The organism is Acinetobacter sp. DL27 (genome assembly GCF_055810995.1).
Genome location: NZ_CM147947.1, coordinates 1,864,315 through 1,883,563, shown reverse-complemented (window position 1 = coordinate 1,883,563; position 19,249 = coordinate 1,864,315). Strand labels below are relative to the sequence as shown.

Below are 19,249 nucleotides of genomic sequence, written 5' to 3'. Positions count from 1 at the left end.
AAGAAAAAAGGAAGGGGGATATGAATAAAAAGATAAGCACAGTCAGACGAGGCACCATTATATTTTTATCATTACTCACAGTTTTGGTTATTTCATTGTTGATATACGGCTATGACAGTATGCATGACCCTGAAAAAGTTAAAGCGCGCTTATATGCTTGTGGAAAATTTGGTGATCGGCACATGCTCATTGATAAGCAGTATTTATATTATGGCAGAGTGACTTATCAAGGTGTGAATTATTGGGGGAAAAATATCGAAGAAGAACACGAGGCTAAAGGCTGTGATGATCAAATTCAAAGTATTGCTTTGAAAGTGAAATGGCCTGAAATGAAAGCATCTAGAGAAGGCTTTAAACTAGATTCTGAGTTTAAAAATGATATCAAAATCGCATTAAACCAACGTTCCGTTTGGAAAGAGGAGTGGGGAAGTAAAGACTTCTTTAATTATTTTGGTCAGTTAAAAAGAAAATTAAGAAAAGGAATGTTTTCTTCTAGTGGAGAAGAGGTGAGTGAAATATGGGTAGATGAAACAAAAACATTTAACTCAGATTTAGGGCTCTATGAAATAGAGGTAAAAAGTGATGACGGTGTTAGAAAAAAGGTGTATTGGCAAGAGCGTAAAGGTAAAGGGGTAAGTCTCACTATTGTATGTCTTTATTTTAAGAGTGGGGCAACAAGTTGTGAATTTAATACACATCAGCCCAATTATGGGTTTAATACGAGTTATATCACTATAAGCTTTCACAGTGAGTTACTACCGCATTGGCAAGAAATTTATCAAAATGCAGAACAACTCATTCATTCTTTTAAGGTTGAGTAAAAATAAAATGAAACATCCGAAGAGTATAGACCGTACCCATGCTCAAAGATGTTTAGATGACCTCAGGATAGCGCTAATGTCGGACAGCATGCGTCCTCTTTTGAAGCAAAAGATAGTCATGTTAGCCAGTATAGTGCAACGCTTGCCCTAAGCTGAGGTTGTGCTCTATAAAAATAAACGAAAGATAATACTTTAAGAGCAGTTTCCAATCGGGTGATTACATGGTATATAAATTGCTCATAGAATAATAAGCATTATTGCAGGAGAGAAATGTTCTGCATTCGCCGAAGGAGCAACGACCCCGGAAACTCTCAGGCAAAAGGACTGTAATAATGAAAAAACTCTGGAGAGAAGTGTTCAATCACTCACCGAAGGGGATGGTTTAAAACATCATGGGATGTTTTAGGTCGAAGCTCTCAGGTACACATGACAGATGGGGTTGACATCAAACAATAAAAAGGAGGTGTCTATGTGTCATGTCGTTGTCATTGGTGCTGGAATTACAGGCGTCACAACTGCGTATGAATTAAGTCAACTGGGTTATCAAGTGACAGTTGTGGATCGGCATTTATTTCCAGCCATGGAAACTTCTTTTGCAAATGGTGGACAACTGTCTGCATGTAATGCTGAAGTTTGGAACCAAAAATCGACAGTGCTGAAAGGCATGAAATGGATGTCTCAAAAATCTGCTCCTTTATTGCTCAATCCTGCGTTTAGTGTGCATAAATATGCATGGCTGATGGAATTTCTGGGCAATATTAAACATTATGAGGCCAATACCCACGAAACAGTACGTTTGGCTTTATTGGCTCGTCAACGCTTGTTCGAAATTGCGGATAAAGAGTCAATCGACTTTAATTTAGAAAAACGTGGCATTTTACATTTTTATTATAATAAACAAGACTATGACGTTGCTATTCGCGTCAATGATATGTTGAATAAAGGTGGACTTGAACGTTGCGGCGTAAGCAATGAAGAAATTAAGCAAATTGAGCCGACATTGACCGGCGACTATTATGCTGGATTTTATTGTGAAGGCGATGCGACCGGTGATATTCATAAATACACCACAGGTTTGGCTGAAGTCACCAAAAAGTTAGGTGTGAAGTATCGTTTTGGTATGGATGTGACAGATATTCAGCATTTAGCCTCAGGCGTTGAAGTGAAGTTACAACCTAGTTCTGAGAATGTAGAGCTTGCACCAGCGGAAGTTGAAATGCTCGCTGCCGATGCTGTTGTGGTGTGTGCAGGGGTGGGTAGTTATCAATTGGCCGAATTGGTTCAAGAGCGCGTCAATGTTTATCCTGTAAAGGGATATTCGATTACTGTCATGCTGAATGATGAAGAGAGTCAGCAAAATGCGCCATGGGTGAGTTTGCTGGATGAAAGTGCGAAAATTGTAACTTCACGCTTAGGCAAAGATCGTTTCCGTGTTGCGGGCACTGCTGAGTTTAATGGCTATAACCGTGATATCCGTGCAGATCGGATTCAACCTCTTGTAGATTGGACCAACCGCAACTTTAAAGTCTCGACAGAGCATGTTGTGCCTTGGGCAGGTCTTCGCCCCATGATGCCGAATATGATGCCTGTAGTTCGCCGTGGAAAGCTAGAACGTGTGTTCTTTAATACAGGACATGGGCACTTAGGTTGGACGCTATCTGCAGCAACTGCGGCAATGATTAGTCAGGAAGTCGCGACAGCGTATCCTGTTTAATTCGAGTGCATTCTTGGATAGATAAAAACAAGTTTGCTTCGAGCTTGTTTTTATTATTTCTGTTTAATGATGTTATAATTCTGCCTTAATTTCAAAAGATTGCTCACAAATGAATACTTTAAACTTGAGCAAAAATAAGTAGTATTGTTTCAAGCAATTGATGACTAATGTGAAGGTGAATAATGATTAACATGAAAATGGCTTTGGTGGTTTTAGCTTCTGCAACAATGCTGTCGCTTGCTGCGTGTAGTGACAAAAAACAAGAGACTGAACAAACGCCAGTGGAAAGTTCAGCGGCTGAAACACCAGTAACCAATATTGAAGTTAGTCCAGAGATGATTGATGCTGCACCTTTAGAGTCTGAAGAAGCAGGTGCATCAGCACCAGCGGCAGCGTCTGAAGCAAAATAAGTCCAAAGATGATAAAAGCCTCCCGATGCGGAGGCTTTTTTTATGGATGAGAGTGAAATCAGCATTTAATCGTAAATATCTAGATTCAGGATATAAATCAAAAAATCATATTGAAACCATAACGAACAATCGATAGAGTTTATTTAGTAAATATTGTCAATCTGTGATGGTTTTCATCAACGCATCGTTTGCAAGCAAATAGACAGTAGAAAACATGATGTTTAATCATAACTCATGTAAAAATGAGGGAATATTTTGTACGCAGTTAAGCTCACAGAAGTATCGTTGAATTTTAAACAGCATGGCCGAGCATGTTTGATTGTTGCTGCGGTGATTTTTGTCTGCTGCTTGCTTGGGATATTCACTCGACCGATTGCATATTTCGCTTATTTTTGGCCAGCTAATGCTGTACTGATCGGCTTATTTTTACGGTTTAGGCCACTTAGAAATGTCGGCGGTTGGTTGGGCGCTTTTCTTGGTTATATGTTGGCAGACTTAGTCACAGGGAATCATATTGAGCTGACTTTGGCTTTAACGATCGCCAATTTTATGACGGTAGGCGTTTCGTTATTTTTTATCCATTATTTACAAATTGATTATCGTGCATATAACAAAGGCTTAAATTTTCTTTATCTTTTCTTGGTTTGTGCTTTTCTTGGATGTTTTTCCAGTGCGATATTTGCCGTTGCGGTCGTTCCGTATGTGCCACACACCTTCATGAGCACGCAAGACTTGTGGGCTGATTTTTATATTTGGTGGACAGGGGAAGTACTAAATTGTATTTCACTTTTACCCCTCATTTTAACCTTTCCGGCAGCGAAGAAATTAAAGTATCTTTGGAATAATCGTAGACAGTGCGAAACCCAGTTTGTCGATGTTTTACCCTTACTCTCAGTTTTAATTTCTGTGGCATGTACTCATCTTTTCTTTGGTCCAGGCGCCTTACTTTTCCCTCTAGCAGGGCTCATTTGGGCGGCTTTAAGTTACAACTTATTTTATGTGAGTATTATTAACAGCTTGGTTTGTTTTGTGACTTACCATAGTTTAACGACCTATTATATTTCACGTACAGCAGATAACTTCTTGGCCACTTCTATTTCGGTGCGTATAGGGCTGTGCATGTTGATGATTGCACCTTTGCTTTTATGTATTGTGAGTCGTAATCGTCATGATCTGTATAAAGAAGTGCTTTATCTGGCCAACCACGATCCCTTAACTCATGTGGGAAATCGCCGTTTTTTCTTCACTCAAACTGAAAACTTATTGAAGGAAAATTTGGTTAAATCGATGAGTATCATTGTGCTAGATATTGATCACTTTAAGAAAATGAACGATCAATATGGTCACTATATTGGTGATGTATTGCTACAAAGCTTTGCCACGACGGTGAAAAGTAATTTGCGTGAACAGGATTTATTTGCGCGTATGGGGGGGGAGGAATTTGTGGTGGTGTTAAATAATACCACTGAAATTGAATCGCAAATCATTGCAGAACGTATCTGCTGTGCTGTCGCTACTTCAAAAACTCAAGTGGCACATGCTGTTTTGAGCATGACGGTGAGTCTTGGGGTGGTGCATCAAGTTTTACCAACGCAAAATAGCCTACAGAGCTTGTTAAATCGTGCTGATCGGGCGTTATATCAAGCCAAAACTTTAGGACGTAATCAAGTACAACTTGCCTCATAGGTTAAAATTTAGTAAAAGTATAAAACAATAAAAACTATATACTTGGATAAAAATGAATTTTTCTGAATACCTTCGTTATGATGGGCTGGGTTTGGCTGAGTTGGTTGCACAAAAACAAATCCATCCCGCTGAATTATTACAAATTGCAATTGAGCGTAGTCAGCAAACCAATCCTGCTTTAAATGCGATTATTATTCCTATGCATGATTATGCCAAGAACAGAGCACAAAATGCATTGTCTGGTCCATTTGCAGGGGTGCCATTTTTAGTAAAAGATTTATTTCAAGAATATGCAGGTTATCCAACTTCTTATGGATGCCAAGCATTTAAACGTACGGGCCATATTGCAGAACATAATGCAGAAATTGTAAACCGTTGGGAAAACACAGGCATTTTAACCTTTGGCCGTACCAATACTCCTGAGTTTGGAATCAAAGGCATTACGGAATCAGATGCTTGGGGAGCCTGTCATAATCCTTGGAATTTAAAACATAACAGTGGTGGCTCATCGGGTGGTTCCGCTTCTGCAGTGGCCGCAGGGATTGTTCCGATTGCAGGTGCGGGTGACGGCGGCGGGTCGATCCGAATTCCTGCATCGTATTGCGGTTTATTTGGTTTAAAGCCAAGTCGTGGACGTACGCCGTGGGGCCCAGATATGAGTGAAGCAATGCATGGCGCTGCGATACAGCATGTATTGAGTAAAAGTGTAAGAGACAGTGCAGCGATGTTAGATGCAACGCAGGGTGCAGAGCATAGTTCATTGTTTAAAATTGAACTACCCAGCCAAAGCTATTTGGCCTGTCTACAGCAGCCTGTAAAAAAACTTAAAATTGCATTTAGTACTCAGTCACCTATCGGAACCACAGTGTCTAAAGATGCAATTGATGCTGTGCACCATACTGCACGTTTGTTGGAGTCTCTAGGACATACAGTGGTTGAAGCACAACCTGAGATAGATGGTATGTCTTTGGCCAGAGACTTTATCACGACGTGGTTTAGTCAATTTTCTTATATGTTAGAGCAGATCAAGCAACACGTTCCGACCACAGCAGGAGACTTTGAGCTAGATTCTTTAGCTTTGGCTGCCTTTGGTGCGAAAACGACTGCGTTAGAATATATTCATAATCTGAATAATTGGGGCGTGTATGTCACTAAAATGAACCAATTCTTTGATCATTATGATCTTTATCTGACTCCTGCTACAGCTTCAGTCGCGCCCAAAAATGGGCAAATTTCTACCCCATCATGGCAAAAACCAATTTTAAAAAGCTTACTAAAAGTCGGCAAAGCACATTTGCTGGCACAAGGAAAACTGGTCGATAAAATTGTGAAAGATAATTTGCGTTGGGTGCCTTTTACCCAGTTAGCCAATATCACAGGCTTACCCGCGATGTCTGTACCTTTGTATTGGAATGCTGACAATCTTCCGCTTGGTTCACAGTTTATTGCGCCTTTTGCCCGTGAAGATCGGCTCTTACAGTTGGCTAGTCAGCTTGAACAGGCCCAGCCATGGTTTCATAAATATAGTGAAATCAAAGTTTAGAAAGCTGATTAATGAAACTGCTGCAATTTATGCGCGCAGATCAGAAGAGAACTTTTTAAGCTTGAACTTCTTTGGGTAAGTAGCGAATAAAACCCAAGCCCAGTAGCACAGCACAGCCTGCCAGAATAAAAATATGTTCGCCTGACAGGCTGTGCCAATAATGTCCTGCAAGAATACTTCCAGACGCTACACCCAGTCCCCACATAGTGCTATATAAGGCTTGACCGCGTCCTTGTTGTCCTAAGCTAAAGTTTTGGAAAATGATACGCATGGCGATGAGATGAAATAAACCAAAGCTAAAGGCATGGATGGTTTGTGCGAAGAACTGGATCGCGAAAATTTGTGGAAAAGAACCCACCATAAACCAGCGTAGCGCCGTGAGGATCAGACAAATAGACACCATTAGTCGCCATGAAAAGCGTTTGAAAAAAATGTGCGCAATGGCAAACATAATAATTTCAGCTATGACACCGACAGCCCACAAAAAACCAATTTCTGTGGTTGAGTAACCAGCTTGTTTTAAGAAGTTGCTATAAAAACTATAAAAGGGCGCATGTGAAAAAAGTAGAATAAACTCGATACCGAAAAATGCAGCGACAACGGGTTTTTTTAAAATAGGTAATAATGGCTCGAGCTGCCCTTGTGAATTGGGTGCAGTGGTCGGTTCTTTGATGCTAAATGACCAAATAAAGGCCAAAAAAGAAATACACAGCAATAAAACTGGCAGCATAGAGATGGGTAAAATCTCTAATAAGGCTCCGATACCAAAAACCCCGACAATAAAACCGACAGAGCCCCATTTTCGAACTTTTCCATACAAAGCACTGCGTTGTTCCGCGAGCCAAAATAGAGTTACGCCTTCGAACTGAGCCAGAATGGCATTTTGAAAAAAGCTAAAGATCAGCATGAGCAGGGCGATCGCCTGAAATGAGTTTGGAATGATAAAAATCATGAACCAAATACAGGCTTCCATCCACGTTGCGACTCTGACCAAGAGCATACGTTTCCCTGATTTATCTGCAATCCAGCCCCAAATAAAAGGAGCAAAAAAGCGGGTAATGATCGCAATTGAGGAAAGAATACCGATTTCACTGTAGTTAAAGCCTTGATCTTCGAGATACAGGCTCCAAAACGGCATGAAGGTGCCCACAATGGAATAATAGAAAAAGTAAAAAACTGCCAGTCGGTGCCGAATGGGGAAAGAAAGCATCGTACTGTATTCCTTGGTTAAGGTGAGCAAATTTTGAAGAAGACTTGAATCTAAATAAAGCTTCAAGTCGATGAAGCTTCGAGAATTTTAAAAATGGAATTGTTTAATCATGCTTATTTAGTGCTCAGGGATTAAGGTCAATTAGCCTTTGACTAAACCACCATCTACAATCAAGTTTTGACCTGTCACAGCACAAGAATATGGTGATAAGAACATTAAAATGGCTGAAGCAAATTCCTCAGGTGTAACTACACGACGCAGTGGTGTTGCACTCGCGATGTAATCAAAAACTTCATTGGGCGTGCTTTTACTAGCATCAGTGGTTTGCAGTAGACCGCCAGAGAGCATATTGATATTAATGCCGTATTGACCAAGTTCATGCGCTGAGGTACGCGTAAACGCCAACAGTGCTGCCTTCGCCGTGGTGTAGTCATGATAAGGTACCACAGGGTTCTGCACCAGATTGGTTCCGATGTTTACAATGCGTCCAAACTGACCTTGTTTCATACCGTCAAGCGCCGCTTGGGTTGTATTCAAAGCGGCTTTAACAGCACCTTCAAATTGTTGTTGCATGGTTTCCCAGCGTAGCTCATGAACTTTTGGGCGGGCCTCACCATTAAACTCGAACTGAATCAGCGCATTATTAACCACGGCGTTGATATGCTGTCCAAAATGCTGAAAGCTTGCGTCAAACATACTTGTGACTTGTGCACTGTCTGTAACATCAGCTTGGTAGATAAAAACCTGCTTTGGATACTGCTGGACTAAGGCTTGAGCTGCAACGTGGCTGTTCAAATAGTTCACGACTACACGAGCACCCTCATTGATTAAGGCGTGTGTAATTGCAAGACCTAAACCACGTGCGCCACCTGTGACCAGTACAACTTGATTTTTAATGTGCATGATGTTTCCGAGCAGATAAATGCATGTATTCTTAGATAAAACAAGTATATCAAAACCTTTCCGTACCTTAGGCTTTACAACCACTGCTTTTCAAGTTTTCGATGCTCATTTAGCTGGGTTAGAGTATTCGGATAAAAATCTCCAAGTAGTAAACATTTTTAGTACTGTTGATCATTGAGCCTGAGTTTGCTCAAGATGTAGCCTCAAAATACGGCGCAATTCTAATAATGTTTCTGCTTCCTCATGCACCGAGTGATTGCCTTTAATGATTTTTTCAGAGACAGCCTGTTCTAAATGTGAACTTGAATAGGGCACAATACCATCGCTCATGTCATGTGTGTCATTGGTCTGACGGTGATTGCCAATAATAGAATGATAAGGAACTCTGGATACAGGCATGATGTTACTGGTCAAAGCCATAAAGCGCGACTTTGGACTTAAGTCATCTGGGCCTGATTGCACCATGCCTTTAGTGCTAGAGCTACCATTGAGCTGTATATCCACTTGGTTAAAGAAAGTGATCGGCAACTTCACCATTTTCTTCACTAATTCCATGTACCAGCGGTCAGATAGTTCACTGCCACGGTGAGGCGCGGCAATAAAAATGGCACGTCCAATGGGTAAATCAGAATGAAATTGAAAACGTTCTTTGATTACGGGGTATTGTTGTAATCGGGTGTATTGCTCATAGTTTAACAGTGGAATCACTTGCTCAGAAATATCGTGCTCACTAATCAGTAAGCGACTTATGACGCCGCCCATACTATGTCCAATCAGCACGGCGTCACTGGCCGAGCGAGAGTTGGGTTGAACTTGTGCAAAGGCTTGTTTAAGTAGTGTATGAATCTGATAGCGGCTTTCAACAATCGGCATATTGGTTGAATAGAATACCTGCCATACTTGAAAGTTTTCCCGTAAAACTTTATCCCCCAAAATGTTATTGGTCAGATTGACCCAAGTTTCAGGGCTGCTGGCGAGACCATGAATAAGTACAATCACTTTTTTATGTGGTTGGTAGGGTTCAAGCATATAGACATGTGGCATACGCAATCGCTCAGTTTTATCGAGCAAGGTTAAGTAGCCTGTAGAGCCCAGTTTATTTTCTGCCAGCCAGTAGGCAAAAGGCACAGAATAATTCGCCGTGAGGATATATTTTTGTTGATGTATGTCTACATACTTTTGCGTATAAGGATTAAACAGCTCAATCTCAAAAATGGCTTTGCCATTAAGCACATCTTCAATGCTGCTTTCAGGGTTTAATGGCTGTGCCGCTGCGGTTACGGACAAATAGCGTGCAGGATGGATATTGGGATTGGTTTGATTTTGATAAAACGATATCGGGTCAAGGATAAAATCATTTTTATGAATAGGATCCGCTTCAGCCACAACCACAAACTCTGCGCCCAGACCGTCTTGACGGTTGACTTGATAAAAACCCGAGAAGTTTAAATTATAACTGGATTGAACTCGGTCAATGGTTTTACTTTTCAGTTCAGGATAGTGTTCTAAATTTACAATATATTGACGTTGTTGAACGTTGAGTTGCGCGGGAACTTGTTGAAAAGGCTGCGTACGGTACGCCGTGGTAATTAAACGTGACAAAGCAACATTGTAAAAAGTGCGGACATGCATTTGTCTTTGATCAAAAACCCGGGTACTTGGGCTTTCTTGCATTTTAAATAAATACACATAGCTATAACGTAAACTCTGGTCGAAGGCCTCAAGGCTTTGTTCTAAGCAGTGATTATTTTCACTATGTGGCTGTGCGTGGGTACAGTTGCGTTGTTTTGAGAGCTCTAAAGCTTGAGCTAAATACAGTTCACTTAACGCGGCATAGCGTTCATCTGCAGCAATATCCGTTTGTGTGTTTAAGCGTTGCAAACATGTTTCAAATTCAGCGGTGCATTGCTGTGGCGTCAGGCTGAGTAATTTGAGTAAGCTGGTGGTTTCCGCACTCAATTGGTCGTGGGTTAAGATATTTTCGGACTTGCTACGAATAGCCTGATGGATATTATTTTCTTTAACTTTGACCAACTGGCAGGCCGGCAGTAAAACAATCGTTAGCCCTAAAATGATTGGTCGCGTGAAAGTATGATGTCTCGTTAAAAGCATAGTTTTTAGCACGGACGTTATCTATATAGGCTAAAGATGTCTTTCATTTTAAGATAATTTCTAACGAGTTACATCCAAATTCGGTCTGATCTTTTGTGTCCCTAGACATAACTTAAGAACACTTATATTCAGCTCAAGCAATTTGGCGAGCAAAGGCTTTGCCCAAAACATGTTTATGTATAAATCGTAATTTATCGAGGACTGGTCCTGAGAGCGTAAACGGATAAGCATCTTCTAAACCCATACTGCGATTTAACGCATTTAAGTTAAAAGTCAGTGTCATCCACTGTTTGAGTAGTACATCAAAATCTTGAGCGCCGATTGGATTTTCGTAAAAGCTTAAGTCATGCGTATCTTTTCGATTATTACGCACAATTAATCCTGCATAGTAAGCGGTTTCCAATGTGTCCATCATGTGTAAATAGTGTGCCCATGTTTCTGCCCAGTCTTCCCAAGGATGTGTACTGGCGTAAGAGCTGACATAAAATTGGTCCCAGTTTTGTGGTGCGCCATCTTCATAGTGACGTTGTAGTGCTGCGCTATAATCTTGACGTTCATCTCCAAAATACTGACGGAATTCGTCGACCAGCTCAGGATGTAGCGATTTAATGAGGTCAAAATAATAATGACCACTTTCATGACGGAAATGTCCCAAAAGCGTACGGTAGTTTTCACCCATTTTAATACGGGTCGTTTCTCTATAGATGACATCTGCTTCACTAGCATTGAGTGTAATGACGCCATTAGCATGTCCTGTCAGCACAGGGTGCTCTGGTTCAGGCATGAGAAAATTAAAACGGAGTCCGTAGCGATCATCATCGTTATATTTGGGCCTTGGCATAATATTCAGGCGTTGCATTAAATACAGAAAACGCCGTTTAGCATGTTCGAGCCGTGACCAATAGACGATATGATCTGGGTTATCGAGAGTAGGAATGGTATATGTGAGTACACAAGACTCACAGTAGATGTCGTTGCTCTCTGCGGGAATAACCCAATTACAGACTTGATGATGCTGATAGTTATAACAAGGCTTATAGCGCTTCGTCTGGTATTTTTCATTTAGCGCTAACCAAAGAACAGGGCTATGCTGTTCAAAGCTCCCCATATCTTTTTCTGATGCAATATAACCGAGTGTAGTTTGGCAGCTCACACATTGTGAGTTGGCAAAAAAGACTTGGTTTTGACAGGATGCGCAACTAAAGAATTTCATCGGCGGCTATGTCTTTGGTGAGCTTTTAAAATCAGTATAAAGGATGTTGATTCCCTTCGTCATGTTCTGTCATCTGTTTTGATAGGCTTGCAAAGTTGAGTATTCATTGAGAGCATATTAGAAAGAATACATGTGCTTGGTTAGTAGCGAACTTTTCAGTGGGTTCTTTTCTTTCATATTTGTATAAAGAGATATAAATTTTAAAATTTATAACCTGAATGAACGAAAAAGCTTGATTTAGGTGCAGATTCGTCAAAAATAGGGACTGGGAAAAATCAAAGCTTCATTTTAGAATTTCAAAGCCTTTTAAGTTTCTGGGAGTAAATATAATGATAACGAACGTATCGCCAAAAAAATGGCTACTCATGAGTTTGGGGGCGATGTTGCTTTCAGGTTGTGCGACAACCTCTACAGACCCAAGTCGTCAAAATGTGGGTACCACAGGTTTACTCATTTGTGCGCAGAATGAGCTTTGTCCAGTGGTTACTGTGAGCTGGAATGAATCGAACAAAGAGTTGCTTAAGTTAAAAATGCATTTGAGCAGCACTTATAATAAATACGACATTCAAAAGGTCGTGTTTACCAATGGACAAAAAAGCCAAACTTTTGCTGTCACTGGACCAACAGAGCATGATCATGTGTTAGGCACCAACCGTTCGACCAATTATATTTTAGCGCCTGTAAATTTGATGAGTAAGTTAAAAGGTACAGATTCGATCAAGATGAATATTTATACAGATCAAGGTATTATCTCTCGATATGTGTATAAAGATGGCGTCTCAGCTCCAATTTTGGGTGAGTTCCAAAAAGCTTATCAATAAAAGAAAAATCGCCATCTGGCGATTTTTTTTGCTTATAAGTGAGAGAAAACTAAAAGTTGTGAGGACATACGATCTTATGTCTATAAGGTGTTTTGCTTCTAGGGATGTAAACATTCGGCCTTTGACGGATGAAAAGTCAAGCTGAATAGCCCGAAATGCACTTTGATGTATCAATTTTAAAAATATAAATAAATTTTGCACAAAAAATAAACTTTTTAATGCGCTGTTGCTGTCAATCTAATCAAAAAAATTGGCATGTATTCTGCTTAGTTCTAGGTATTACAAAAACCTTTTTTGGTAATACCGAAAGGAGCAGCAAATGTCTAAACAATTCAAAGATGACTTAAATGTATTCTTCACCGTATTTAAACAGTTCGTGGTCGCCATCTTAAGCGCTAGAGCGGGCATTTATATCAAGCAAGATCCATCCAAAAAAGGATAAGCGCGTGCCGAAATATAAATTGGCACGGATCAGCATCACTGTGCCCGAACTAACTGTCGATGCATTGGATCAGAAAATTGTCGATCAGCACTATGAAAGCCGTTCTCAAGCCATTGTCGACATGATCAATAAACATTTGATTGCGGATCAGGAGCAACGTAACGCCGTGATGGTGGGGACGTTTACCTTGCTCTATGACGCCAGTGTTACGCCACTTAGAGTCCAATTGCTGGACTTACAGCAACAGTTTTTAGAACAAGTGGTCAGTTCACTGCATATTCAGTTAGATGAGCAAAAAATTCTAGAAGTGATGATTTTGCAGGGCTTAACTACAGAGTTAAAAGCGTTGAGCCAGCAATTTATTGCTTTGAAAGGTGTGATCAAAGGGCATTTGGAGCTGATGGATGCGGTGATGCCGCCGATTCCACAAAATGAAAAACAGAGAGCGTTGAAATCGTGACCATGTTCACCGTCCTCAATGACTCACTCCATACATAGCAAGTTTAAACATTTACAGCATCGGGAAAATTGCATCATGATTAAAAAAGCGTTCTTATCAGTCTCTATTGTTTCGACTATTTTATTGGCAGGTTGTGATAACACCGCCAAAATTCCTGAAACAAAAGACAGTGTATCTGAGAGCTCAGCCACCAAAACCATCACGATTGGCTATAGTGATTGGCCGGGTTTTGTTGCATGGCAGGTGGCAATTGAAAAAGGTTGGCTCAAAGAAGCGGGGTTGAATGTTGAATTTAAATGGTTTGATTATTCATCATCGCTTTCGGCTTTTGCAGCCAATCAGCTAGATGCAGTACTGGTGACCAATGGAGATAATCTAGTTACAGCTTCTGGTGGCACTCAAGGTGTCATGATTATGGCGACGGACTACTCCGCAGGTAATGATGTGATCATTGCAAAAGATGGAATTAACAGCATTGCCGATTTAAAAGGCAAAAGTATTGCCACTGAAAAAGGCTTGGTTGACCATTTATTGCTAAGTACAGCACTAACAGATGCAAAAATTAAGACCAGTGACATTAAATTGGTCAATTCCATGACCAATGAGCTTCCACAAGTTTTTGCCAGTCCAGACATTGCTGCAATTGCGGTCTGGCAACCTGTAGCCAATCAAGCGTTGAAGTCTGTTGCAGGGTCTAAAATTATTTATAGTTCTAAAGATAAGCCTGGTTTAATTTATGACACGCTGACCGTGAATATGAGCCATCTTTCTGCCAATAAAGAAGATTGGAAAAAGATGATCCAAGTGTGGGATAAAACAGTCAAATATATTAATGACCCTGCAACACATGAAGACGCCGTGAAAATTATGTCTAACCGTGTTGGAGTTGATCCGAAACAATATGAACAATTTATTGGCGGGACGCATTTACTCGATTTGGCAGCCAATAAAACCGTCTTTAAAAAAGGTTCAGGTTTTGACTCGATTTATGGCTCAAGCTACCACGTAAACAAATTCAACGTTGAAAATGGCATTTATAAAAAAGAAATGGATGTTGATGGCGCAATTTACCCAGCTTTGGTTGAAGAGTTAAAGTAAGACTCCGTAGAAACTAAAAGCCCAAGTTAACTTGGGCTTTTTTGTATGAGTGTGTTTAAAAAGCAAAGAAAGATCTAATGTTAAATAAAGAGTAGATTTTAAGGTATGTATTTATAAATGAGTACTTTTAGAAAACACATGAATAATCACGATGCCGATAATCATAAAACTTAAACCAACAACCGCCGCAAAATCGAGTTGCTGTTTAAAGTAAATCCAACCGACTGTAGAGATCAGGATAATGCCTGCACCTGACCACAGTGCGTAAGCTAGCCCCATAGGGATGGATTTAAACGTTAGACCTAAGAAAAAGAGCGCAATTGCATAACCAATAATAGTTAAAACAATAGGTAAAGGTGCAGTGAAACCATTGGTCGCTTTTAATGCAGAAGTTGCGAGGACTTCTGCAATCACGGCAATCAATAAATAGAGAAAAGCCATAGCTTATTAAAGCTCCCTTACGCAACCACAGTTGCATGATGCATGAGGTGATGTTGTTCTTGTTTCAGCCAATGCTGACTGTCCGCCGTGGTAGGTGTTACATTTTGAAAAGTGTATTCAGGTTCATACACATCCAAGACAAACACCAACTGATACGCTTCTCCACCGATCAATTTATGCTGTATGAGGGTTTCAGTATCAACGACTTCAAAACCATCTAGAATGAGTTGTTGTTGAGTCATTTGGGTGCAGCTTGAATATTGAATGAGCTGATCCTGAGTTGAAACTGATACTTCATAGCTTTCAATTTGATTTAAGTCAGAAGGACTTTGCTCCACATAAGAAAGAACCCCTAACGCGTCTATATTCTGTTGAATATGGGGTAAACGTGACTGTGCATATGCCATATACTCACCGCAGATGATGAGACCGCCATCAAGCGAAATTTCTTGCTGCGTGGCAACATGTACGGCTTTGACTAAGCGGAGTCCTAAAAATAAACCCGTACTGGCGTGTTGACGCCAGTCTTCAACATAGGCATTACTGGGTGAAAACTCCAAAATACAATTGCCAATGCTATGTAGGGTTGCAGGCTCAGGCCACTGGGTATGGTTCTGATAATTACTACTTAACACCCATGACAGTGATGCAATTTGTGTATCCCAATGCGTATAACCGACCCATGCTTGACGCTCTGTGATGGGGGTATCTGTTGCTGATTTGAGACGTAAGTCGATGGTGAAGCTCTTGGACTGAAACCAATACACAATCGTATTTTCATCTGTCAGGCCATTGTAAAAGCTAATACTCTTACGCCGAAATGCACCCATTAAATAGGTTGGTACATTGCCTGAAGCAGCTGCGATAGGTTTTAACTGACCTAAAGTTTCGAATAAATTCATGGGGTGTACTCCATGTTTGACTCAGTCAGACCAAAAGAATAAAGCGGAACGGCGTTCTTTAAGACCAGTTCACCACTGGCTACACGTTGTTTTAAATAATGAAAGGTTTGAGCTGTTTGATTAAACAAATGTTCTCCACCTGCCAGTGGCGCATATTTAGGTGGCTCATTTGTATTAATCGGTTGGATGACATAGTCATAGTCACAAGAAAAAAATAAAGGAAAGGAGTAGCGTTCTTGTTGGACTTTTTTGACCCGATGCTTGGTGGCTAAATATTTGCCATTGGACAATATCTCCATCATGTCACCAATGTTCATCACCAACGTATTTTCAAGTAGGGGAATATCAATCCATTCACCTTGCTTAGTGAGGACTTGTAAACCGGGTGCTGTCGGCAATAATAAAGTAAAGCACTCATAGTCGGTATGCGCCCCGATGCCTTCTGCATCCGTCGCTTGAGGGTTATATGGATAGTGAATGAGGCGTAACTGGCTTGGTGCATGTTGAATATGGACATCAAAAAAGTCTTCTTTCTGCTCTAAAGCCAGTGCAAAACAGCGAAATAGTTGATGACCAATGGCTTTTAAGTGTTGATAGTACTGTGATACATGGCGTTTAAATGCAGGATCATCCGGCCATTGCGTCGGGCCTAGTAAGGGATAATTTAATGCAGACCCTTGATAGTCATAATTCACATCATAAGATTCTTTTACATCGTAGCTGTTACTCGAAAACTGTTCTTCACCTATAGGCACATAGCCACTATGGTTGACCGATTTGCCAATATAATTTTGCATTTTGAGTGTGTCATCTTGGGCAAAATAATGCTCCGCGATGTCACATAACTGTGCAAATAATGCAGGTTGAAATTGATCACCTTTGAGGTAGAGAAAACCAACTTCTTTACAAGCCTGATCAAGCGCTTGAGCAACTTGCATACGGTCATCTAGATTTGGGCTATTTAAAAGGCTGATATCCACCAGTGGAAGGACATATTTATCTTGCATGGTAAATCCTCGTGTTGGCCGTCCAACAGTGCATAAAACCTAAGGGTCGTCCCTCAGGCTAGATCAATGAATTATTTATGCGTACTAACTTGGGTCATCCGTGGAATTTTGGGTAAATCTTCCAGTGCTGGGTCAAGCTCTTCTTCTTGTGTATGTACTAAGAAATCGACTCGCTCTCGAAGTTGCTTAAAGGCAGGGCTGGACATCAGTTCAGCGCTTCGTGGGCGGGGTAAATCCACCTCAATAATTTCTTTAATTTCACCCGGATTGGCTTTCAGCGCTACGATACGATCAGCCAGTAAAATAGCCTCATCCATATCATGGGTTACAAAGATGATGGTGATATCAATGTTTTGCCATAAGTCCATCAGGTGTTTTTGCATTTTCTGACGGGTATGCGGGTCAAGCGCACCGAAAGGTTCATCCATCAGTAAAATTTTCGGTTCATTGACTAAAGCACGGGCAATCGCAACACGTTGCTTCATCCCGCCAGACAGTTGATGCGGATATTGGTTTTCATACTTCTCTAAGCCAATAATATTGATCCATTCTCGTGCAGCCGCTTCGGCTGAGGCATGACTTGCACCTTTCATCAGTGGACCAAACATCACATTTTCTTTAACCGATTTCCAAGGAAATAAGGTATAGCCTTGAAACACCATGCCTCGCTCTGGACTAGGGCCTAAAATGGGCTGTCCATCTACTAGCAATTCGCCACTGCTATATGGGTCTAGACCCGCAACAACACGACTAAAGGTCGATTTTCCGCAACCAGATGGACCAATCACACAAATAAACTCCCGCTTATGAATTTTCAAATCGAGCTGATTTAAAATCGTACGAGAGCTTTTACCATGCTGAAAAACTTGACTAAGTTGTTTGGCCTCTAAAATGACAGGACGTTGATAAATGTGATCAAAATACTGACGAGCATTGAATTCCGTCGTTCTTATATCTGTGGTTTTCATTATTTTGCTCCCGCTTTCCATTTAAACAGATGTTGTCCGAGCTTCATTAAAATCACATCACAGACCAAGCCAATCACGCCAATAATTAAAATCGCAGCATAGACATTGTCAAAGTTCTGGTAGCGTGCTTGCTGGGTAATAAACCAAGTGATCCCTGTGGTGGTGCCAATTAGTTCAGAGACAATTAAGTAGGTCCAAGCCCAGCCCAGCAAAACACGTAAATCACGGTAAATATCGGGTAACGCCGCTGGAATGACCACGTGAAACAGACTTTTTGCTTTATTCGTCCCTAGGGTATAACCCGCTTCAATCAGCCCGCGGTCCACCATACGCGTAGTATTGGCAATAATCAGAATTTGCTGAAACAGCGTCCCAATCACGATGATGGCAATCTTTGGTGCATCATTAATGCCTAATATGGCAACAGCCAATGCACCAAAGGCAGGCGCAGGTAAGTAGCGAAAGAACTCAACAAAGGGTTCAGTGAGCTGGGAAATTTTGTTGGAAAAACCACATAAAATCCCCAATGGAATACCAACGAGTGATGCAATAAAGAAAGCACTAAATACAATCTTGATACTGTGCCAAAGACTTTGATGAAACCATGGTGCATCGGCTTGAGCTGGTGGTGTAGTAAATGCCGTCACTAAGGCTGTCGCAACTTGGTGGGGTGCTGGTAAATAAATTGGATTGACCAAATGACCTTGTGGTGGTTCTGTGCCTGCATTGACGGCATTTTGTGCTTCTGCATAGAACACACTTTTGTCTACACGGCTACCGACTTGTAAAAAAGAAACACTGCCAGAGTTGGTGATTTGTACCTGCGGATGCCAAATAAAGGGCAAATAACTCACAGCACACCAAATGAGGATTGGTATTAGAAATGATCCAAAGCCCAGCAATATTTTGCTTTGAGGACTGAGTTCTCGCGCGACATAACCCATAGTTGCTTAGCCCCGATATTACTTTTTTTATAAAACGTAATACTGTTAAGCAAAATGAATGCCACATTTGTAATGATATTGAGTGTTCACCTGTGTGCTAATTGTTTAAATAAAAACAGCCTTTGACCTAAATATGTTTTAAAATGCGTTATCGATAGATTGACGCTCAAAAGGGGCAGCATCGCATGGCACAAAAGTCACAACAATCTGCATTGAATGAATTGATTGCAGAACAAAAACTACTGTGTGAAGAATTTGACTCGGCTTATGTTGAAGTAAAAGGTGATGATGTCGTTGCTGTTGCTGTACAGACTTTAAATCAAGAACCCATTGTCGGTTTACGTAAAAAGCCAGAAACTGAAGAGAATGTCGCTTGGTTTATTTATGGTGGTGAATTGGGTGAGGGCCAAGACTTTTTTACAACCATGACTGTACGTGAATTACAAGATATCTTACCTGATGTACTTCCATATTTGGCTTTAAGTGAAGGTTATCGTTTTATGATTGATGGCGATGACTATGAAGACGTATGGAAAGAAGGCGATGAGTCTTAA

The 19,249-nt window shown here is 40.8% G+C and carries 19 protein-coding genes and 1 riboswitch; of the genes, 10 read left to right on the top strand and 9 right to left on the bottom strand.

The window, feature by feature from the left end:
• Positions 1 to 20 precede the first annotated feature (20 nt).
• The 5 genes from AC0KVP_RS09140 to AC0KVP_RS09120 all read left to right on the top strand — a co-directional run bounded on the left by AC0KVP_RS09140 (position 21) and on the right by AC0KVP_RS09120 (position 6,174).
• A complete protein-coding gene (locus AC0KVP_RS09140; protein WP_473336174.1) occupies positions 21 to 821 on the top strand; it encodes a hypothetical protein in 801 nt (266 codons plus the stop codon).
• A gap of 250 nt (positions 822 to 1,071) precedes the next feature.
• Positions 1,072 to 1,158: riboswitch (glycine riboswitch) on the top strand.
• 132 nt (positions 1,159 to 1,290) lie between these two features.
• Positions 1,291 to 2,535 carry a D-amino acid dehydrogenase gene (locus AC0KVP_RS09135; protein WP_473336172.1) on the top strand — a complete coding sequence of 415 codons (1,245 nt, stop codon included), beginning with the start codon at positions 1,291 to 1,293 and terminating at the stop codon, positions 2,533 to 2,535.
• A gap of 182 nt (positions 2,536 to 2,717) precedes the next feature.
• Complete coding sequence (locus AC0KVP_RS09130; RefSeq protein ID WP_004693026.1) at positions 2,718 to 2,945, top strand: hypothetical protein; 228 nt, start codon at positions 2,718 to 2,720, stop codon at positions 2,943 to 2,945.
• Positions 2,946 to 3,200: 255 nt separating this feature from the next.
• Positions 3,201 to 4,631 (top strand): GGDEF domain-containing protein, encoded by a 1,431-nt coding sequence (locus AC0KVP_RS09125; RefSeq protein ID WP_473336168.1) that lies wholly within the window; start codon positions 3,201 to 3,203, stop codon positions 4,629 to 4,631.
• Between the two features lie 52 nt (positions 4,632 to 4,683).
• Complete coding sequence (locus tag AC0KVP_RS09120; protein WP_010326752.1) at positions 4,684 to 6,174, top strand: amidase; 1,491 nt, start codon at positions 4,684 to 4,686, stop codon at positions 6,172 to 6,174.
• A gap of 55 nt (positions 6,175 to 6,229) precedes the next feature.
• On the opposite strand, the gene AC0KVP_RS09115 is transcribed toward AC0KVP_RS09120, so the two are convergent.
• From AC0KVP_RS09115 to AC0KVP_RS09100, 4 genes are all read right to left on the bottom strand, one after another.
• On the bottom strand, positions 6,230 to 7,384 hold the full coding sequence (locus tag AC0KVP_RS09115; protein WP_473336165.1) for an MFS transporter: 1,155 nt from the start codon (positions 7,382 to 7,384) through the stop codon (positions 6,230 to 6,232).
• A 141-nt stretch (positions 7,385 to 7,525) separates the two neighbouring features.
• The gene (locus AC0KVP_RS09110; RefSeq protein ID WP_473336163.1) at positions 7,526 to 8,287 is read right to left on the bottom strand and encodes a 3-oxoacyl-ACP reductase; all 762 of its coding nucleotides are present in this window, start codon (positions 8,285 to 8,287) and stop codon (positions 7,526 to 7,528) included.
• Positions 8,288 to 8,458: 171 nt separating this feature from the next.
• Positions 8,459 to 10,399, bottom strand: a complete 1,941-nt coding sequence (locus tag AC0KVP_RS09105; protein WP_473336161.1) for an esterase/lipase family protein — start codon at positions 10,397 to 10,399, stop codon at positions 8,459 to 8,461.
• Positions 10,400 to 10,532: 133 nt separating this feature from the next.
• On the bottom strand, positions 10,533 to 11,612 hold the full coding sequence (locus AC0KVP_RS09100; protein ID WP_183174340.1) for a putative zinc-binding metallopeptidase: 1,080 nt from the start codon (positions 11,610 to 11,612) through the stop codon (positions 10,533 to 10,535).
• A 329-nt stretch (positions 11,613 to 11,941) separates the two neighbouring features.
• Here AC0KVP_RS09100 and AC0KVP_RS09095 point away from each other — a divergent pair, with 329 nt between their 5' ends.
• From AC0KVP_RS09095 to AC0KVP_RS09080, 4 genes are all read left to right on the top strand, one after another.
• The gene (locus AC0KVP_RS09095; protein ID WP_183174339.1) at positions 11,942 to 12,433 is read left to right on the top strand and encodes a hypothetical protein; all 492 of its coding nucleotides are present in this window, start codon (positions 11,942 to 11,944) and stop codon (positions 12,431 to 12,433) included.
• Positions 12,434 to 12,752: 319 nt separating this feature from the next.
• Positions 12,753 to 12,875, top strand: a complete 123-nt coding sequence (locus tag AC0KVP_RS09090; protein ID WP_473336158.1) for a hypothetical protein — start codon at positions 12,753 to 12,755, stop codon at positions 12,873 to 12,875.
• Positions 12,876 to 12,879: 4 nt separating this feature from the next.
• Complete coding sequence (locus AC0KVP_RS09085) at positions 12,880 to 13,335, top strand: transcriptional regulator (RefSeq protein WP_183174338.1); 456 nt, start codon at positions 12,880 to 12,882, stop codon at positions 13,333 to 13,335.
• A 75-nt stretch (positions 13,336 to 13,410) separates the two neighbouring features.
• Positions 13,411 to 14,433: an ABC transporter substrate-binding protein gene (locus AC0KVP_RS09080; protein ID WP_473336155.1), complete on the top strand. Its 1,023-nt coding sequence runs from the start codon at positions 13,411 to 13,413 to the stop codon at positions 14,431 to 14,433.
• A gap of 111 nt (positions 14,434 to 14,544) precedes the next feature.
• Here AC0KVP_RS09080 and AC0KVP_RS09075 read toward each other — a convergent pair whose 3' ends face one another.
• The 5 genes from AC0KVP_RS09075 to AC0KVP_RS09055 all read right to left on the bottom strand — a co-directional run bounded on the left by AC0KVP_RS09075 (position 14,545) and on the right by AC0KVP_RS09055 (position 18,695).
• Entirely contained in the window at positions 14,545 to 14,874 is a 330-nt protein-coding gene (locus tag AC0KVP_RS09075; protein WP_159128315.1) for a DMT family transporter, read from the bottom strand.
• A 17-nt stretch (positions 14,875 to 14,891) separates the two neighbouring features.
• Complete coding sequence (locus tag AC0KVP_RS09070; protein ID WP_473336152.1) at positions 14,892 to 15,776, bottom strand: hypothetical protein; 885 nt, start codon at positions 15,774 to 15,776, stop codon at positions 14,892 to 14,894.
• Positions 15,773 to 16,783 carry an isopenicillin N synthase family dioxygenase gene (locus tag AC0KVP_RS09065; RefSeq protein WP_473336150.1) on the bottom strand — a complete coding sequence of 337 codons (1,011 nt, stop codon included), beginning with the start codon at positions 16,781 to 16,783 and terminating at the stop codon, positions 15,773 to 15,775. Before AC0KVP_RS09065 ends, AC0KVP_RS09070 begins: the two co-directional genes overlap by 4 nt.
• Positions 16,784 to 16,854: 71 nt before the next feature.
• Positions 16,855 to 17,751 carry an ABC transporter ATP-binding protein gene (locus AC0KVP_RS09060; protein ID WP_473336147.1) on the bottom strand — a complete coding sequence of 299 codons (897 nt, stop codon included), beginning with the start codon at positions 17,749 to 17,751 and terminating at the stop codon, positions 16,855 to 16,857.
• Positions 17,751 to 18,695 (bottom strand): ABC transporter permease, encoded by a 945-nt coding sequence (locus AC0KVP_RS09055; RefSeq protein WP_473336145.1) that lies wholly within the window; start codon positions 18,693 to 18,695, stop codon positions 17,751 to 17,753. Before AC0KVP_RS09055 ends, AC0KVP_RS09060 begins: the two co-directional genes overlap by 1 nt.
• 185 nt (positions 18,696 to 18,880) lie before the next feature.
• Here AC0KVP_RS09055 and AC0KVP_RS09050 point away from each other — a divergent pair, with 185 nt between their 5' ends.
• Complete coding sequence (locus AC0KVP_RS09050) at positions 18,881 to 19,249, top strand: immunity protein Imm33 domain-containing protein (protein WP_004979554.1); 369 nt, start codon at positions 18,881 to 18,883, stop codon at positions 19,247 to 19,249.

Excerpts from the sequence above, each read along its gene's own strand:
- AC0KVP_RS09140 (WP_473336174.1), top strand. The coding sequence starts at position 21 with ATGAATAAAAAGATAAGCACAGTCAGACGAGGCACCATTATATTTTTA.
- AC0KVP_RS09135 (WP_473336172.1), top strand. The coding sequence starts at position 1,291 with ATGTGTCATGTCGTTGTCATTGGTGCTGGAATTACAGGCGTCACAACT.
- AC0KVP_RS09130 (WP_004693026.1), top strand. The coding sequence starts at position 2,718 with ATGATTAACATGAAAATGGCTTTGGTGGTTTTAGCTTCTGCAACAATG.
- AC0KVP_RS09120 (WP_010326752.1), top strand. The coding sequence starts at position 4,684 with ATGAATTTTTCTGAATACCTTCGTTATGATGGGCTGGGTTTGGCTGAG.
- AC0KVP_RS09115 (WP_473336165.1), bottom strand. The coding sequence starts at position 7,384 with ATGCTTTCTTTCCCCATTCGGCACCGACTGGCAGTTTTTTACTTTTTC.
- AC0KVP_RS09110 (WP_473336163.1), bottom strand. The coding sequence starts at position 8,287 with ATGCACATTAAAAATCAAGTTGTACTGGTCACAGGTGGCGCACGTGGT.
- AC0KVP_RS09105 (WP_473336161.1), bottom strand. The coding sequence starts at position 10,399 with ATGCTTTTAACGAGACATCATACTTTCACGCGACCAATCATTTTAGGG.
- AC0KVP_RS09100 (WP_183174340.1), bottom strand. The coding sequence starts at position 11,612 with ATGAAATTCTTTAGTTGCGCATCCTGTCAAAACCAAGTCTTTTTTGCC.
- AC0KVP_RS09095 (WP_183174339.1), top strand. The coding sequence starts at position 11,942 with ATGATAACGAACGTATCGCCAAAAAAATGGCTACTCATGAGTTTGGGG.
- AC0KVP_RS09090 (WP_473336158.1), top strand. The coding sequence starts at position 12,753 with ATGTCTAAACAATTCAAAGATGACTTAAATGTATTCTTCACCGTATTT.
- AC0KVP_RS09080 (WP_473336155.1), top strand. The coding sequence starts at position 13,411 with ATGATTAAAAAAGCGTTCTTATCAGTCTCTATTGTTTCGACTATTTTA.
- AC0KVP_RS09075 (WP_159128315.1), bottom strand. The coding sequence starts at position 14,874 with ATGGCTTTTCTCTATTTATTGATTGCCGTGATTGCAGAAGTCCTCGCA.
- AC0KVP_RS09070 (WP_473336152.1), bottom strand. The coding sequence starts at position 15,776 with ATGAATTTATTCGAAACTTTAGGTCAGTTAAAACCTATCGCAGCTGCT.
- AC0KVP_RS09065 (WP_473336150.1), bottom strand. The coding sequence starts at position 16,783 with ATGCAAGATAAATATGTCCTTCCACTGGTGGATATCAGCCTTTTAAAT.
- AC0KVP_RS09060 (WP_473336147.1), bottom strand. The coding sequence starts at position 17,751 with ATGAAAACCACAGATATAAGAACGACGGAATTCAATGCTCGTCAGTAT.
- AC0KVP_RS09055 (WP_473336145.1), bottom strand. The coding sequence starts at position 18,695 with ATGGGTTATGTCGCGCGAGAACTCAGTCCTCAAAGCAAAATATTGCTG.
- AC0KVP_RS09050 (WP_004979554.1), top strand. The coding sequence starts at position 18,881 with ATGGCACAAAAGTCACAACAATCTGCATTGAATGAATTGATTGCAGAA.